At 65.7% G+C, this 13,349-nt stretch carries 14 protein-coding genes and 1 other RNA gene; 5 read left to right on the top strand and 10 right to left on the bottom strand.

The window, feature by feature from the left end:
• Window positions 1–160 precede the first annotated feature (160 nt).
• Entirely contained in the window at window positions 161–1,789 is a 1,629-nt protein-coding gene (locus V8U06_RS09985) for an MFS transporter (protein ID WP_427140505.1), read from the top strand.
• A gap of 149 nt (window positions 1,790–1,938) precedes the next feature.
• On the opposite strand, the gene V8U06_RS09980 is transcribed toward V8U06_RS09985, so the two are convergent.
• A complete protein-coding gene (locus V8U06_RS09980; protein ID WP_427140504.1) occupies window positions 1,939–3,195 on the bottom strand; it encodes a lytic murein transglycosylase in 1,257 nt (418 codons plus the stop codon).
• A 12-nt stretch (window positions 3,196–3,207) separates the two neighbouring features.
• On the bottom strand, window positions 3,208–3,813 hold the full coding sequence (gene recR, locus V8U06_RS09975) for a recombination mediator RecR (RefSeq protein WP_427140503.1): 606 nt from the start codon (window positions 3,811–3,813) through the stop codon (window positions 3,208–3,210).
• Window positions 3,814–3,874: 61 nt separating this feature from the next.
• On the opposite strand from recR, the gene V8U06_RS09970 reads away from it, so the two are divergent.
• Window positions 3,875–4,486 (top strand): MOSC domain-containing protein, encoded by a 612-nt coding sequence (locus V8U06_RS09970; RefSeq protein ID WP_427140613.1) that lies wholly within the window; start codon window positions 3,875–3,877, stop codon window positions 4,484–4,486.
• A gap of 26 nt (window positions 4,487–4,512) precedes the next feature.
• On the opposite strand, the gene V8U06_RS09965 is transcribed toward V8U06_RS09970, so the two are convergent.
• The 4 genes from V8U06_RS09965 to ffs form a co-directional block, all read right to left on the bottom strand.
• Window positions 4,513–5,124 (bottom strand): LysE family translocator, encoded by a 612-nt coding sequence (locus tag V8U06_RS09965; protein ID WP_427140502.1) that lies wholly within the window; start codon window positions 5,122–5,124, stop codon window positions 4,513–4,515.
• Window positions 5,125–5,159: 35 nt separating this feature from the next.
• Window positions 5,160–5,483, bottom strand: a complete 324-nt coding sequence (locus tag V8U06_RS09960) for a YbaB/EbfC family nucleoid-associated protein (protein WP_226920494.1) — start codon at window positions 5,481–5,483, stop codon at window positions 5,160–5,162.
• Window positions 5,484–5,572: 89 nt separating this feature from the next.
• Window positions 5,573–7,438: a DNA polymerase III subunit gamma/tau gene (locus V8U06_RS09955; protein WP_427140501.1), complete on the bottom strand. Its 1,866-nt coding sequence runs from the start codon at window positions 7,436–7,438 to the stop codon at window positions 5,573–5,575.
• 44 nt (window positions 7,439–7,482) lie between these two features.
• Window positions 7,483–7,580, bottom strand: an RNA gene (ffs, locus tag V8U06_RS09950) — signal recognition particle sRNA small type.
• Window positions 7,581–7,669: 89 nt separating this feature from the next.
• On the opposite strand from ffs, the gene V8U06_RS09945 reads away from it, so the two are divergent.
• On the top strand, window positions 7,670–8,107 hold the full coding sequence (locus V8U06_RS09945; protein WP_427140500.1) for an HIT domain-containing protein: 438 nt from the start codon (window positions 7,670–7,672) through the stop codon (window positions 8,105–8,107).
• Window positions 8,104–9,075 carry an NAD(+) diphosphatase gene (gene nudC, locus V8U06_RS09940; protein WP_427140499.1) on the top strand — a complete coding sequence of 324 codons (972 nt, stop codon included), beginning with the start codon at window positions 8,104–8,106 and terminating at the stop codon, window positions 9,073–9,075. Before V8U06_RS09945 ends, nudC begins: the two co-directional genes overlap by 4 nt.
• Here nudC and V8U06_RS09935 read toward each other — a convergent pair whose 3' ends face one another.
• From V8U06_RS09935 to V8U06_RS09925, 3 genes are all read right to left on the bottom strand, one after another.
• Complete coding sequence (locus V8U06_RS09935) at window positions 9,076–9,312, bottom strand: hypothetical protein (RefSeq protein ID WP_427140498.1); 237 nt, start codon at window positions 9,310–9,312, stop codon at window positions 9,076–9,078.
• 70 nt (window positions 9,313–9,382) lie between these two features.
• Entirely contained in the window at window positions 9,383–10,234 is an 852-nt protein-coding gene (locus tag V8U06_RS09930) for a prephenate dehydratase (protein WP_427140497.1), read from the bottom strand.
• 16 nt (window positions 10,235–10,250) lie between these two features.
• On the bottom strand, window positions 10,251–11,006 hold the full coding sequence (locus tag V8U06_RS09925) for a 3-deoxy-manno-octulosonate cytidylyltransferase (protein WP_427140496.1): 756 nt from the start codon (window positions 11,004–11,006) through the stop codon (window positions 10,251–10,253).
• A gap of 151 nt (window positions 11,007–11,157) precedes the next feature.
• On the opposite strand from V8U06_RS09925, the gene V8U06_RS09920 reads away from it, so the two are divergent.
• Window positions 11,158–11,931, top strand: a complete 774-nt coding sequence (locus V8U06_RS09920) for a c-type cytochrome (protein ID WP_427140495.1) — start codon at window positions 11,158–11,160, stop codon at window positions 11,929–11,931.
• A 216-nt stretch (window positions 11,932–12,147) separates the two neighbouring features.
• Here V8U06_RS09920 and V8U06_RS09915 read toward each other — a convergent pair whose 3' ends face one another.
• On the bottom strand, window positions 12,148–13,092 hold the full coding sequence (locus V8U06_RS09915) for an AEC family transporter (protein WP_427140494.1): 945 nt from the start codon (window positions 13,090–13,092) through the stop codon (window positions 12,148–12,150).
• Window positions 13,093–13,349: the final 257 nt, after the last annotated feature.

Genomic DNA, 13,349 nt, shown 5'->3' with positions numbered 1-13,349 from the left:
GTCACAATTGCAAGGTGGGCGTTCGGCCCCTCCCCAGCGGCGCCCGGTGGTGCACGCTTTTCGTCCGAAGAGATTTAAGACATTCGCCGCCACCGGCTTGCCGCTTTCGTCCTTTGAACTAGATTGTCCCCAACGCTGCGTCGAGAATGAGTGCCCCACCGTGCCGGACCGGAAATCCCCCCTCGCCCCCTTCCGAAACGAAACCTTTCGGCTGATCTGGGCGGCAAGCCTGATTTCCAACTTCGGCGGGCTCATCCAGTCGGTCGGCGCGGCCTGGATGATGGCCTCCATCTCCTCTTCCGCCAACATGGTGGCGCTGGTGCAGGCCTCGACCTCGCTGCCGATCATGCTGTTTTCCGTCGCCGCCGGGGCGCTCGCCGACAATTTCGACCGGCGCAAGCTGATGCTGACGGCGCAGTGTTTCATGCTTCTTGTCGCGGTGGGGCTGACGCTCTGTACCTGGTACGGCGTCATCACGCCCTGGCTGCTCCTGACCTTCACCTTCCTGCTGGGCTGCGGCGTGGCGCTGAACAATCCCGCCTGGCAGGCCTCCGTCGGCGACATGGTGCCGCGCGAGGACCTGCCCGCCGCCGTCTCGCTCAACAGCATGGGCTTCAACCTCACCCGCTCCGTCGGCCCCGCCATCGGCGGCGCCATCGTGGCGGCGGCGGGCGCGGCGGCGGCCTTCGCCACCAATGCGCTCAGCTATTTCGCCCTGCTCTATGCGCTCTTGCGCTGGAAGCCGAACGTTTCGCCGAACACCCTGCCGCGCGAGGATTTCGTGCGCGCCATCTCGGCTGGCCTGCGCTACGTCTCCATGTCGCCCAATATCGGCAAGGTGCTGCTGCGCGGCTTCGCCTTCGGCCTTGCCACCAGCTCCATTCTCTCGCTGCTGCCGCTGATCGCGCGCGACCTCATCCAGGGCGGGCCGCTGACTTACGGTATCCTGCTCGGCTGCTTCGGCCTCGGCGCCATCGGCGGCGCGCTGATGAATGCGCGCCTGCGCGAAAAATTCACCAGCGAGACCATCGCCCGCATGGCCTTCACCGGCTTTGCCGTCAGCGCCAGCATTTCCGCGATCAGCGCCTCCGCGCTCCTGACCGGCGCCGTGCTGCTGATCGCCGGCGCCTCCTGGGTCATGGCGCTCTCGCTGTTCAACACGACGGTGCAGCTTTCCACCCCGCGCTGGGTGGTGGCGCGCGCACTCTCGCTCTACCAGACGACCACCTTCGGCGGCATCGCCGCCGGAAGCTGGATCTGGGGCTCGACGGCGGAGACGCACGGCGCGGAGGCCGCGCTGCTCGCCTCGGCCGTGGCGATGATCGCCGGTGCGGCGCTCGGCCTGCGCTTTGCCCTTCCCGAACTCGAAAGCCTCAATGTCGACCCGCTCAACCGCTTCAGCGAACCCGACCTGCCGCTGGACCTGAAACCCCGCAGCGGCCCCATCGTCATTCTCATCGACTACGAGATCGCCGAAGGGGATATTCCGGAATTCCTGGAAACCATGACCGAGCGGCGGCGCATCCGCATCCGCGACGGCGCGGGCCAGTGGGCGCTGATGCGCGACCTCGAAAATCCCACGATCTGGACCGAGACCTACCATGTGCCGACCTGGGTGGAATATGTGCGGCACAACCAGCGCCGCACCCACGCGGACGCCGCCAATGGCGAGAAGCTGCGCCAGTTGCACAGCGGCGCCGAGGAACCGCGCGTCCACCGCATGATCGAGCGCCAGACGATCGTTCCGCACGAATACGAGCGCTTCAAGCGGCAGGTCGAGATCCACTAGACCATGTCAGGTTCAGATTGAACCGGACATGGTCTAAATTCTTTTGTTTTCGTTTGTCTTTTCGGGAAAACCGGTTCCCACTTTTCCCTTAAAAACTCTAGAACCGAAGCGCCATTTGCAGACCGGCACTGGCCGAACAGCGATCAGCTTCACCGCAGCCTGGATTTCAGCGAGGCATCCGGATAGCAGGTCGGCGCGAGGCCGGCCTTCGCCTGCCAGTCGCCGAGCGAACGACGGGTCTTGTAGCCCGGCAGGCCATCGACCTTGCCGACGTCGTAGCCCTTGGCGACGAGCGCCTTCTGCATGGCCAGCACATCCGAGCGCAGCATCTTGCCGACATCGCCCCAGGCGCCCTGGAAGGGGCCGCTGCCATAGGCGATGCGGTCGGCAAGGTTGCCGATGAAAAGAGCATAGAGGTCGGAGTTGTTGTATTCCTTGATCACGTAGAAATTCGGCGTGACGATGAATTCCGGCCCATGCGTGCCGGCCGGCACGAGCATCATGCCCGAGGCCTTCGCCTCGCCGGAGGAGAAGGCCTTGCCCGAAATGCGGGTGATGCCGCTCGACGCCCAGGCCGAGATCGGCTTGGCGAGATCGGGCCCTTCCTGCGCGCAGGAGACGCCATCGGGGATCGTGACCTCGTAGCCCCAACCGCGGCCCGCCTGCCAGCCCTTCTTGACGAGGTAATTGGCGATGGACGCGAGGCTGTCGGGCACCGAACCCCAGATGTCGCGCACGCCGTCGCCGTCGAAATCGACGGCATATTGCAGGTAGCTCGTCGGCATGAACTGCGGCTGGCCGAGCGCGCCGGCCCATGACCCCTTCAACTGCGCGACCGTGCGGTCGCCGCCGTCGACGATGTGCAGCGCGGCGATCAGCTCCTTGCGGAAGAGGTCCTTGCGCGTAGACATGAAGGCCTTGGTGGCCAGCACCTCGACCGCCGAATAGGGGATCTTCGCGCTGCCGAAGCCCGACTCGCGGCCCCAGATCGCCACGACGACCTCACCCGGCACGCCGAAGCGCTGCTCGATCTTGCGCAGCGTGGCGGCATGGGTCTTGGCAAGGTTCCTGCCCGTCGCCGCCAGTCCCTGAAGGCGCTTTTCGGAGAAATAGGCGCCGGGCGAGGAGAATTCCGCCTGGCTCTGCGCCTGTTCCTTCTGCGGCTTGGAGCCCGGCGGAACGAGGTCCGGCAGATCCCAGTTGAGCGTCACGCCGTCCATGGCGGCGTGGAAGGCCTTCTCGCTGACGCCGGTCTTCTCGGCCGCCGGCCAGAGATCCTTGTCGATCCAGGCGCGGAACAGCTTTTCCACCTCGGCCTTCGAGGCGGCATGGGCGGGGAATGCGGCAAGGACCAGGGCCGTTGCGAATGCGAGGCGGGGGGTGAAGCGCCGCAGGCGTCGAAACATCGTCAAACCTCCTCAGATCGCCGTGCGCGCCCTGAGCGCCGCCGTCAATGTGCCCTCGTCGAGATAGTCGAGTTCGCCGCCGACGGGCACGCCATGGGCAAGCCGCGTGATCTTCACATCGAGGCCGGAAAGCTGGTCGGTGATATAGTGCGCCGTCGTCTGCCCCTCGACGGTCGCGTTGACCGCGATGATCAGCTCGCGCACGACCCCGCCCGCCACACGGTCGACGAGGCCGCGAATGTTGAGGTCGTCGGGCCCGACGCCGTCGAGCGGCGACAGTGTGCCGCCGAGCACGTGATAGGCCGCGTTCATCGCGCCGGCGCGCTCCAGTGCCCACAGGTCGGAGACGTCCTCGACGACGATGATGACCGACTGGTCGCGGCGCACGTCGGTGCAGACCGTGCAGGGATCGCTGGTGTCCACATTGCCGCAGCAGGAGCAGATGCGCACCTTGCGATGCGCCTCGCCCATCGCGTCGGCCAGGGGACCGAGCAACTGGTCCTTCTTCTTGACGAGATGCAGCGCCGCCCGGCGCGCCGAGCGCGGCCCGAGGCCCGGCACCTTCGCCAGAAGCTGGATGAGTTTTTCGATTTCGGGGCCGGTGACTCGTTTTGCCATTGCCGGTATCTAGCCCATATCCAGGGGAAACGGAATCCACCTCGCGGGGAGGCAGCGCGTGATCAGAATTCTTGCCGTATGCACGGGCGTCGCCCGGCCGGTTCCCGGCAAAAGCTACAAGACCGGCATTTTCAAGACGCCGACCGATGCGGCCCTGGTCGTCGACCGCGAGGGGCTTCTGGGCGACGCCATCTGCAACCGCAAGCACCATGGCGGACCGGAACAGGCGGTCTACGGTCTCGGCTCGGTGGATCTCGACTGGTGGTCGAAGACGCTCGGCCGCAGCATCGAGCCCGGCACCTTCGGCGAGAACCTCGTCATCCAGGGCGTCGACAGCCGCAGCGTTTCGGTCGGCGACCGGTTCGAGACCGAGAGCGTGCTTCTCGAAGTGACCTCGACGCGCATTCCCTGCAACACGCTGACGGCGCGCATGGGCGATCCGGCTTTCGCAAGACGCTTCATGCAGGCCGGCCGGCCAGGCTTTTATTGCCGGGTGCTTCGCGACGGCGTCATCCAGGCCGGCGACGCGGTGACCTATGCGCCCTTTCACGGCGAACCGGTTACCATGCCGGAGTTGCTGCGCACCTACGGCAAGAACATTTCGGAAGAAGACCGCATCCGTTACCTCGCCGCCCCGATCAACGACAAGCTGCGCGCCGCCCTCACAGGCTAGGCGATGCCGCTGAGGCCGGTAATCTTCTAGCGGGCGGCGATGGCGGCCGCAGCGCCGGCCATGGTGCCGGCGCTGAGCCGGTTGGCGATGCGCACGGCACGCGGGCTCTTCAGGAAAAGCCGGGCGCGCGAGGCAAGGAAGACCCAGGCGAGATCGATCGCGACAAGCACGACGAACATGGTCGCCACCAGTTCGGCCCAGCCGACCAGCGTGACGGCGCCGAGATCGATGATCGCCGGCAGCAGCGCGACATAGAACATCATGATCTTGGGATTGCCGAGCGTCACCGTCAGCCCGGCGAAGAACAGTTTCATGCCGGAGCGCGCGTCGGGCAGCGTCTCCTCGCCGGTCTCGGTCGGGGCGAACCACATCTTCCAGGCGAGATAGAGCAGATAGGCGACGCCGAGCCACTTGATGGCGACGAAGGCGGCGTGGAAGGTTTCCGCGATGGCGGCAAGGCCAAGCACCGCGCAGGTGAGCCAGACGCCCTCGCCGATCCACATGGCGGCGAGGAAGGGCAGCACATCCTTCGGCCCGCGCGAAAGAACGCGGGCGACAAGCGCGGCAATGCTCGGGCCGGGCGAACCGGCCGCCATCATCAGCGCGCCGGCAAAGACAAACAGGGTCATCAGGCTCATGGGAATTCCTCCTCGCGAGCCTGAAGCCTACAGGATCAGAACGGCAGTTTGAAGCCGGGCGGGATCGGCAGGCCGGCGGTCAGCGCCTTGGTCTTTTCGGCGGCCTGCGCTTCGGCCTTTTCCTTGGCGTCCTTGTGAGCGGCGACGATCAGGTCCTCGAGGATCTCGACGTCGTCTTCCTTGAAGAGCGAGGGGTCGATCTTCAGGCCCTTGAGGTTGCCCTTGCCGTCGAGCGTGACGGAGACGAGACCACCGCCGGAGGCGCCGTTCACCTCGAGGGCGGCGATCTCCTCCTGCATCTTCTCCATCTTGGCCTGCATTTCCTTGACCTTGCCCATCATGCCCATGATGTCACGCATCGGTCTCTCCTCTTCGTCTCGTGGTGGTAGGCTCTTTGTTTTCGTTTGTCTTTTCGGGAAAACCGGTTCCCACTTTTCCCTGACAAACTCTAGTGTTCGATATCGTCGCCGGGCAGGATGTCGCCCTCGGCGGATTCGGCGGCGGCCGCCACCTCGACGGTTTCAGGCTCGTCTTCCGTTTCCTGCACCTTGATGCGCACGTCGGTGATCTTGGCGCCGGGGAAGCGCTGCAGGATGGCGGCGACGTCGGGGTCCTGGCGCGCATCGGCGACGCGCGCTTCCTGCGCCATCGTCTCGGCCTCGGAAAGGGTCGGGCCGCCGGCCTCGCGCGACAGGATCACCAGCCAGCGGATACCCGTCCATTCGAGCAGCCGGTTCTGAAGCTCGCTGACAAGCGACTTGGGCGCATCGTTGGCAAGGCCGATCTCAAGCTTGCCCGCCTCGACGCTGACCGGCCGCACGAAGGCGCGCACGAGGGCGCGCAGGCGGATGTCGCGGTTCTTGGTGCACAGGTCGGCAATGTCGGCGATCGACGTGACCGGCACTTTCGGCGTGGCGGCCGGCTGCGCGGCCGGCGCAACCTCGGTGCGGCCAAGGGGCTGGGCCATGGGTTCGGCCTGCGGCACGGCGCGCAGCATGGTCGCGCCGCCCGATTGGGCGCGCAGCGGCGCATCGGGCTGGCGCGCGACGGCGGCGACGGAGGCCTGCGCAGAAGGCTGGCCAGAATAGCCGCCCGATTGCGGCGAACGGCCGCCATTGCCACTGCCGTTGCCTTCGCCGCTGGAAAGCTCGGCAAGCCGGCGCGCCGCCTCTTCCGGCGAGGGAAGATTGGCGGCATGCGCGAGGCGGATGAGGACCATTTCGGCGGCGCCGGCCGGGCGGCTGGAGGCCTCGGTTTCCGGAATGCCCTTCAGCAGCATCTGCCACATGCGCGAAAGCGCGGTGACGGCGATGGAATTGGCGAATTCGACGCCGCGCACGCGCTCGATCTCGCTCAGCGACTGGTCGCCGGCGGCATCGGGCACATATTTCATGCGGGTAACGAGATGGGTGAAATCGGCAAGGTCGGTCAGGACGACCGAGGGGCTGGCGCCGGCCTCGTATTGCGCGGCGAATTCGGCGAGCGCCGCCGCCGCGTCGCCCTTCACGATATGCTCGAAGAGATCGACGATGCGGGCGCGGTCGGCAAGGCCGAGCATGGAGCGCACGGCATCGACCTCGACGCGGCCCGCCCCATGGGCGATCGCCTGGTCGAGCAGCGACAGGCCGTCGCGCGCCGAACCCTCGGCCGCGCGGGCGACCATGGCAAGCGCATCCGGCTCGAACGCGACGCCTTCCTTGCCCAGGATGGTGGTGAAGAGGCCGACGAGGTCGGAGGCGCCGATGCGGCGCAGGTCGAAGCGCTGGCAGCGCGACAGGACGGTAATCGGAACCTTGCGGATTTCCGTCGTCGCGAAGATGAACTTCACATGCTCCGGCGGCTCCTCGAGCGTCTTCAGCAGGCCGTTGAAGGCCTGCGTCGAGAGCATGTGCACTTCGTCGATGATATAGACCTTGTAGCGCGCCGAAACCGGGCGGTAGCGCACCTGCTCGATGATTTCCCTGATATCGTCGATGCCGGTATGGGAAGCGGCGTCCATCTCGATGACGTCGACATGCCGGCCTTCCATGATCGCCTGGCAATGCTCGCCGGGCACGCGAAGGTCGATCGTCGGCTTGTCGATCTCGGCCGTCTTGTAGTTCAGCGCGCGGGCAAGGATGCGGGCGGTCGTCGTCTTGCCGACGCCGCGCACGCCCGTCAGCATATAGGCCTGGGCGATGCGGCCGGTCTCGAACGCATTGGTCAGCGTGCGGACCATCGGCTCCTGGCCGACCATGAGATCGGAAAAATCCTTCGGGCGGTATTTGCGCGCGAGGACTCTGTAGGCAGCCGGTTTTTGGGTTTCGTCGCTCATCGACCCTGCCGTAAATCGAACGTCTGTCCCGACAGGACGGAAAGGTGGGAGGCTGGCACGATGACCCGTGCCGGGGCTCGTTAGGGCTGCTTCCTTCCGGACCTGACCCGGTTGGCGAGTGGCTCGTCCACCACCAACCTCCCGTCCCCCATATCGGCAATATTCCATCCGAATGCAAGCGCACCCGACAAAAAACTGTTGGAGGGAATTGAGGTGCATGGCATGAATTTCATGCAAGCAGCATTTCGGGAGAACCCCTTGAGCGATTTTCGACCCGACGAACGACTGGCGCGCGACAGCGATCTCATCACGAAGATCGGCCTGTGCGAGCTGCGCCTGATGAAGGATGCGCGCTGGCCCTGGCTGGTCCTGGTGCCGCAGCGGCCCAATGTCAGCGAGGTCTTCGACCTCACCCCGCTCGACCAGACCATGCTGACCTTCGAGACCGTGCTGGTGGCCGAGGCGCTGAAGACCGTCACGGGCGCGACGAAGATCAATGTCGGCGCGCTCGGCAACATCGTTCGCCAGCTGCACGTCCATGTCATCGCGCGCAGCGAGGGCGATGCGAACTGGCCCGGCCCCGTCTGGGGCTACGGCACCGCCGAGCCGCGCACGGCCGCGGAAACCAAGGCCTTCACGGCCAAGCTCCTGGACGCAATGACCCCATGAAGCCATCGCTTTTCGATTTCTATCGCCCGCATCCGGAACCCAGCACCATGGTGGCCTTTGCGGAAAACTCGCTCGACCGCCAGTCGGAGCACCGCGCGCCGGACTGCCTGGAACAGGCCTTCAAGGCCGAGACGGTGCATGCCTTCGCCATTGCCGGCGGCAAGCTCGTCGTCAAGCACGACGAGAAGATCATCGATCCGCTCTTCGCGCCCTATGAACTGGCCGAACTCGACCCCGTGCCGGAGGATGCCATCCTGCTCGGCTACCTCAAGAACGGCGAACCGCGGCTGGCGATCCCCGTACGGGCCGACCCCGACACGCTGCACGAGCCGCTGAAGGCCACCGACGGGCGCACGCTCTACCGCCAGCAGATGCTGGACGACGACCTGCTCGGCCAGTTCGCGCAGGCCTCCAGCCTGATGACCTGGAACGGCAACAACCGTTTCTGTGGCAAGTGCGGCTCGCCGACCCGTTCGGAGATCGGCGGCTACCGCCGCGTCTGCGAGGCGTGCAATCACACGACCTTCCCGCGTACCGATCCCGTCGCGATCATGCTGATCATCGATATCGAGCGGGACCTGTGCCTGCTCGGCCGTTCGCCGCACTTTCAGCCGGGCGTCTATTCCTGCCTCGCGGGCTTCCTGGAACCGGGCGAGACCATCGAGCACACCGTGCGGCGCGAGACGCTGGAGGAATCCGGCATCAAGGTCGGCCGCGTGCGCTACCATGCCTCGCAGCCCTGGCCCATGCCGCATTCGCTGATGATCGGCTGCTACGGCGAGGCGATGTCCTTCGACATCCGCCGCGACGAGACGGAGCTGGAGGATTGCCGCTGGTTCACCCGCGCGCAGACTGCGGCGATGCTGGAACAGAGCGCCATCGTCGGTCCCGCGACCGGCGTCGCCACTCCGCCGAAGGGCGCCATCGCGCACCGGCTGATGCGCGACTGGCTGGACTGGCAAGGCTGATCAGCGAAGGCCAAAATGCAGCCTGTCGCCCGGATGCTCGCGCAGCCGAAGGCGCGGCGCCAGGACGCGGGCGATGACGGGGCTGACGAGGAAGGTCACCGCGATCCAGGCTGGCAACAGGTATTTCGCCTCGGCGTTCAGGGCGGGAACCGTCAGGATGGCGATCGTACCGGCGCCGAAGACGACGGCGTTCACCATCATCGAGACGAAGAGCGTAATATAGGTGATCGTGCGCATGGACATCTCCTTTCACAAGGAAAATGCCCCGCCGGCGGCGCTGTTCCGCGCCGCCTGACGATCGTCAAGTTCAAAACGCGCTGCGCATCGGATGGGCGCGATAGGTGCCGAGAATGCGGACCTTCTCCGAGAAGAAGCGCAGCTCCTCCAGCGCGCGGCGCACCGGCAGGTCGTCCGGATGGCCCTCGATATCGGCATAGAACTGGGTCGCGTAGAACTTGCCGCCGATCTGGTAGCTTTCCAGCTTCGTCATGTTGATGCCGTTGGTGGCGAAACCGCCGAGCGCTTTATAGAGCGCTGCCGGGATATTGCGCACATTGAAGACGAAGGTGGTGACGATGATCTCGTCGTTGTCGCGCTCGATGGGCTTGGCCTCGCGCGACAGGACGACGAAACGGGTGACGTTGCTTTCCGTGTCCTCGACATTCTCCGCGATGATCGACAGGCCGTAGAGATCGGCCGCAAGGCGCGGGGCAAGCGCTGCCATGGAGCGGTCGCCGGTTTCCGAAACGAGCTTGGCCGCCCCGGCGGTGTCGCCGGCGATCACCGGCTTCCAGCCATTGAGACGCACGATCTTGCGGCACTGGCCGAGCGCGTGGATGTGGCTGTGCACCGTGCGCACTTCATCCTTCGTCACGCCCGGCAGCACCATGAGCTGGAAGCGGATCGGCATGAAATATTCGCCGACGATGTGCAGGCGCGATTCCGGCAGCAGATGGTGGATGTCGGCGACGCGGCCGGCGATCGTGTTCTCGATCGGAATCATGCCGAGGTCGGCATCGCCGTTCTCGACGGCAAGGAACGCATCCTCGAAGGTCTGGCAGGGCAGCGGCTCCATGCTGGGGAACATGTCGCGGCTCGCCATGTCGGAATTGGCGCCATATTCGCCCTGGAAGGCGATCTTGTTGGTCTTCATGATCATGGGGTCGGCGTCCGTATCAGATGGGGTGGGCCGCGAGCATCGCGCGGGCCTTTTCGAGGTCGGCGGGAGTATCGACACCGAGCGGAACGGTGTCAACGATCTCGGCATCGATGCGCATGCCGGCTTCGAGCGCGCGCAACTGCTCCAGCGATTCCCGCTTTTCCAGCGTCGAGGGCTTCAGCGAGACGAAGGTTTCCAGCGCCTTGCGGCGATAGGCATAGAGGCCGATATGGTGGTAGAGCGGGCCGTTGCCATAAGGCGCCGTCGCGCGCGTGAAATAAAGCGCCCGCAGCCGGCTCTCGCCGATCGGCGAGCCGACGACCTTGACGACGTTCGGGTTGGTCTTTTCCTCGTCCTCGCGGATCTCCGTCGTCAGCGTCGCGATATCGGTCGCGGCATCTTCCAGCGGGCGCAGCGCGGCGCGGATGGTTTCCGGATCGATGGTCGGCAGGTCGCCCTGCACGTTGATGACGATCTCGGCCCGGCGCTCCGGATCGCTCTTCATCAGCGCCTCGTGGATGCGGTCGGAGCCGGACTGGTGGTCGACCCGCGTCATCACCGCCTCGAAGCCCGCGGCGGTGACCGCATCGAGAATGTCCTGGTGATCGACCGCGACGACGATCCGTCCGACATCGGCCGCGGCCGCCCGGCGCGCAACCTGCACGATCATCGGCAGGCCCGCAATGTCGGCGAGCGGCTTGCCGGGAAGACGCGTGGAAGCCATGCGCGCGGGAATGAGGACGAGGGTCTTGTCAAATTTGCCGGGATTCATCGCAGGCCCTTCAAAACCCCCGGGAAAAGTGTCAAAAGGTCTCAGTGCGGGGGCTACAATCACTGTTGCAACGAAGCAGCAAAAGACATAGGTTCCGCGCGATTTCAAGACTGGCCGGCGTCTGTCCGCCGGTTCCTAGGGGAGCGTTTGAATGAACTCTTATGTGAACATGGGCGTGGGGGCCCTTCTGGGCACCGTATTCGTACTGATGTCCGTGTCGATCGCTTCTGAAGGCATTTTCCATTCGGGCGAACCCGAGAAGGAAGGTTTCGCGATCGTGGCCGAGGAAGCGGGCGGCGAAGCGGCCGGCGGCGGCGAAGAAGCCAAGGGCACGCCGATTGCAACCCTGCTCGCCAGCGCGGATGCCGCAGCCGGCGAAACCGTCTTCAAGAAATGTGCGAGCTGTCACACCCCGGAGAAGGGCGGACCGAACAAGGTCGGCCCCAATCTCTGGGACATCGTGAACCGCCCGATCGCCTCGCATGAAGGCTTCAGCTACTCCGCCGGCATGACCACCTTCTCCGAAGGCCACAAGGTCGTCTGGGACTTCGATCACCTGAACTACTTCCTCGAAGCGCCGAAGAAGCACGTCCCGGGCACCGCCATGGGCTTCGCCGGCCTCAAGAAGGAAGACGAGCGCGCCAACCTGATCGCCTACCTGCACACGCTTTCCGACAACCCGGCTCCTCTGCCGACCGCGTCGAGCGAAGGCGCTGCCGCAACGGGCACGGACGGTGCAGCTCCGGCCGATGGCGGCGCTGCCGCCACGACGACCGAAGGTGGTGCTGCTGCCACGACAACCGAAGGCGGCGCCGCTGCGACGACGACGGAAGGTGGCGCTGCGACGACCACGACCGAGGGCGCTGCCCCGGCCGAAGGCACCACGACGCAGGGCACCACGACGGAACAGCCGGCCGCTCAGTAAGAGACGCGCCAGCTACGAATTGGAAAACCCGGCCTTCGCGCCGGGTTTTTTGTTTGCCGTGAGGCTTCGCAGTCTTTCCTTGCCGCCCATCGTCACCGTGCCTCGGGCGCACACTTGCCCCTCCGGGCCAAGCGCCGATCCAAGATGGAAAACCGGCGAGCCACCGGTGACCCGCAGTCGGGCTTTTCTTACGTTACGGGCGGACGGCGACCACGCCTATGCCAGCAGCCAGGCCCAGAAGGAGACGCTGACGACGCCGAGCGCCGTCGTCATGGTGATGGTGGAGGAGGCGAGCGCATGGCCGACGCCGAAATGGTTGGCGAGCAGCCAGGCATTGACGCCCGTCGGCACCGAGGAGGTCAGCACCATCGCCGCCGTCCATTCCGGGCTGAGGCCGAGCAGCCGGCAGGCGACATAGACGCAGCCCGGCAGCAGCACCAGCTTGAGGGCCGTCATGGCCAGCGCGATGCCGGCATTGCCGCCGATCTTGTACTTGTTGAGCGCCATGCCGATGGAGATAAGCGCGGCGGGCGCGGCCGTCGCCGCGAGCTGGTCGACCACCACCTTGACCGGGCCGACAAGCGGCACGCTGAACGCATGGAACAGCGCGCCGGCGACAAGACCGATGACCAGCGGATTGCGCACGAGGCTCTTCGCGATGCCGAGAAGAAGGGCCGCGAAGCTCTGCGGCTCGCGGGTGCCCTCCTTGCGCTCGGCCCGCTCCATCAGGATGGTGCCGGCGATCATCATGGTCGGCAGGTGCACCGAGAGCAGCACGGAAATCGCCACCAGCCCGTCCTCCCCGACGACGCGCGAGACGAGCGGCAGGCCGATGAAGACCGTGTTGGCGAAGGCGGAGGAGACGCCGGCGAGCACCCCGATCCGCCGGTCACGCTTGAAGATGAGGGTCGCGACCAGATGGGCGACGGTCCAGGTGACGGCGACGCCGCCGAAATAGGCGACCCAGATGCGCCAGGGCGATTCGCCGGCGAACTCCGCCTCGGCAATGGTCCGGAAGAGCAGCAGCGGCACGGCGACGCGGAAGACGAACTCGCCGAGCCCCTCGCCCAGCTCCTGCCGCAGATAGCCGGTGCGCACGAGCAGCCAGCCGATCAGGATCAGCGCGAAGATGGGCAGGACATTGAGGGCGACGTCAGACATGAGACCGTCCGGAAACGAAGAGGGACGACATCATGGGTAGGGCAATCGCGGGGGCGGGTCCAGCAGTGACCGTGGGAAGAAGACATGAAAAAAGCGAGGGTTATCCCCCCGCTTCCTCATCCCGGTCTGGCCGGGGAAGTGTTTCGCGCGGCGCCAGTACATCCGTGGTCGCTGCGATTTCGAAACACGACTTTCGTGTCTGACGAGGTTTCTACCGGCCCGCTGTAACAGCGGTATGACAGAGAACGCCCGTCGGT

Origin of the sequence: Shinella sp. G-2 (genome assembly GCF_050172695.1) — a bacterium.
Taxonomy (GTDB): domain Bacteria; phylum Pseudomonadota; class Alphaproteobacteria; order Rhizobiales; family Rhizobiaceae; genus Shinella.
Note: the sequence above shows the minus strand (reverse complement) of the source record. Positions and strands in the feature narration are given on the sequence as shown.

Coding starts and splice junctions, on each gene's coding strand:
- V8U06_RS09980 (WP_427140504.1), bottom strand. CDS start 3,195: ATGTTTCGACGCCTGCGGCGCTTCACCCCCCGCCTCGCATTCGCAACG.
- recR (WP_427140503.1), bottom strand. CDS start 3,813: ATGGCAAAACGAGTCACCGGCCCCGAAATCGAAAAACTCATCCAGCTT.
- V8U06_RS09965 (WP_427140502.1), bottom strand. CDS start 5,124: ATGAGCCTGATGACCCTGTTTGTCTTTGCCGGCGCGCTGATGATGGCG.
- V8U06_RS09960 (WP_226920494.1), bottom strand. CDS start 5,483: ATGCGTGACATCATGGGCATGATGGGCAAGGTCAAGGAAATGCAGGCC.
- V8U06_RS09955 (WP_427140501.1), bottom strand. CDS start 7,438: ATGAGCGACGAAACCCAAAAACCGGCTGCCTACAGAGTCCTCGCGCGC.
- V8U06_RS09945 (WP_427140500.1), top strand. CDS start 7,670: ATGCAAGCAGCATTTCGGGAGAACCCCTTGAGCGATTTTCGACCCGAC.
- nudC (WP_427140499.1), top strand. CDS start 8,104: ATGAAGCCATCGCTTTTCGATTTCTATCGCCCGCATCCGGAACCCAGC.
- V8U06_RS09935 (WP_427140498.1), bottom strand. CDS start 9,312: ATGCGCACGATCACCTATATTACGCTCTTCGTCTCGATGATGGTGAAC.
- V8U06_RS09930 (WP_427140497.1), bottom strand. CDS start 10,234: ATGATCATGAAGACCAACAAGATCGCCTTCCAGGGCGAATATGGCGCC.
- V8U06_RS09925 (WP_427140496.1), bottom strand. CDS start 11,006: ATGAATCCCGGCAAATTTGACAAGACCCTCGTCCTCATTCCCGCGCGC.
- V8U06_RS09920 (WP_427140495.1), top strand. CDS start 11,158: ATGAACTCTTATGTGAACATGGGCGTGGGGGCCCTTCTGGGCACCGTA.
- V8U06_RS09915 (WP_427140494.1), bottom strand. CDS start 13,092: ATGTCTGACGTCGCCCTCAATGTCCTGCCCATCTTCGCGCTGATCCTG.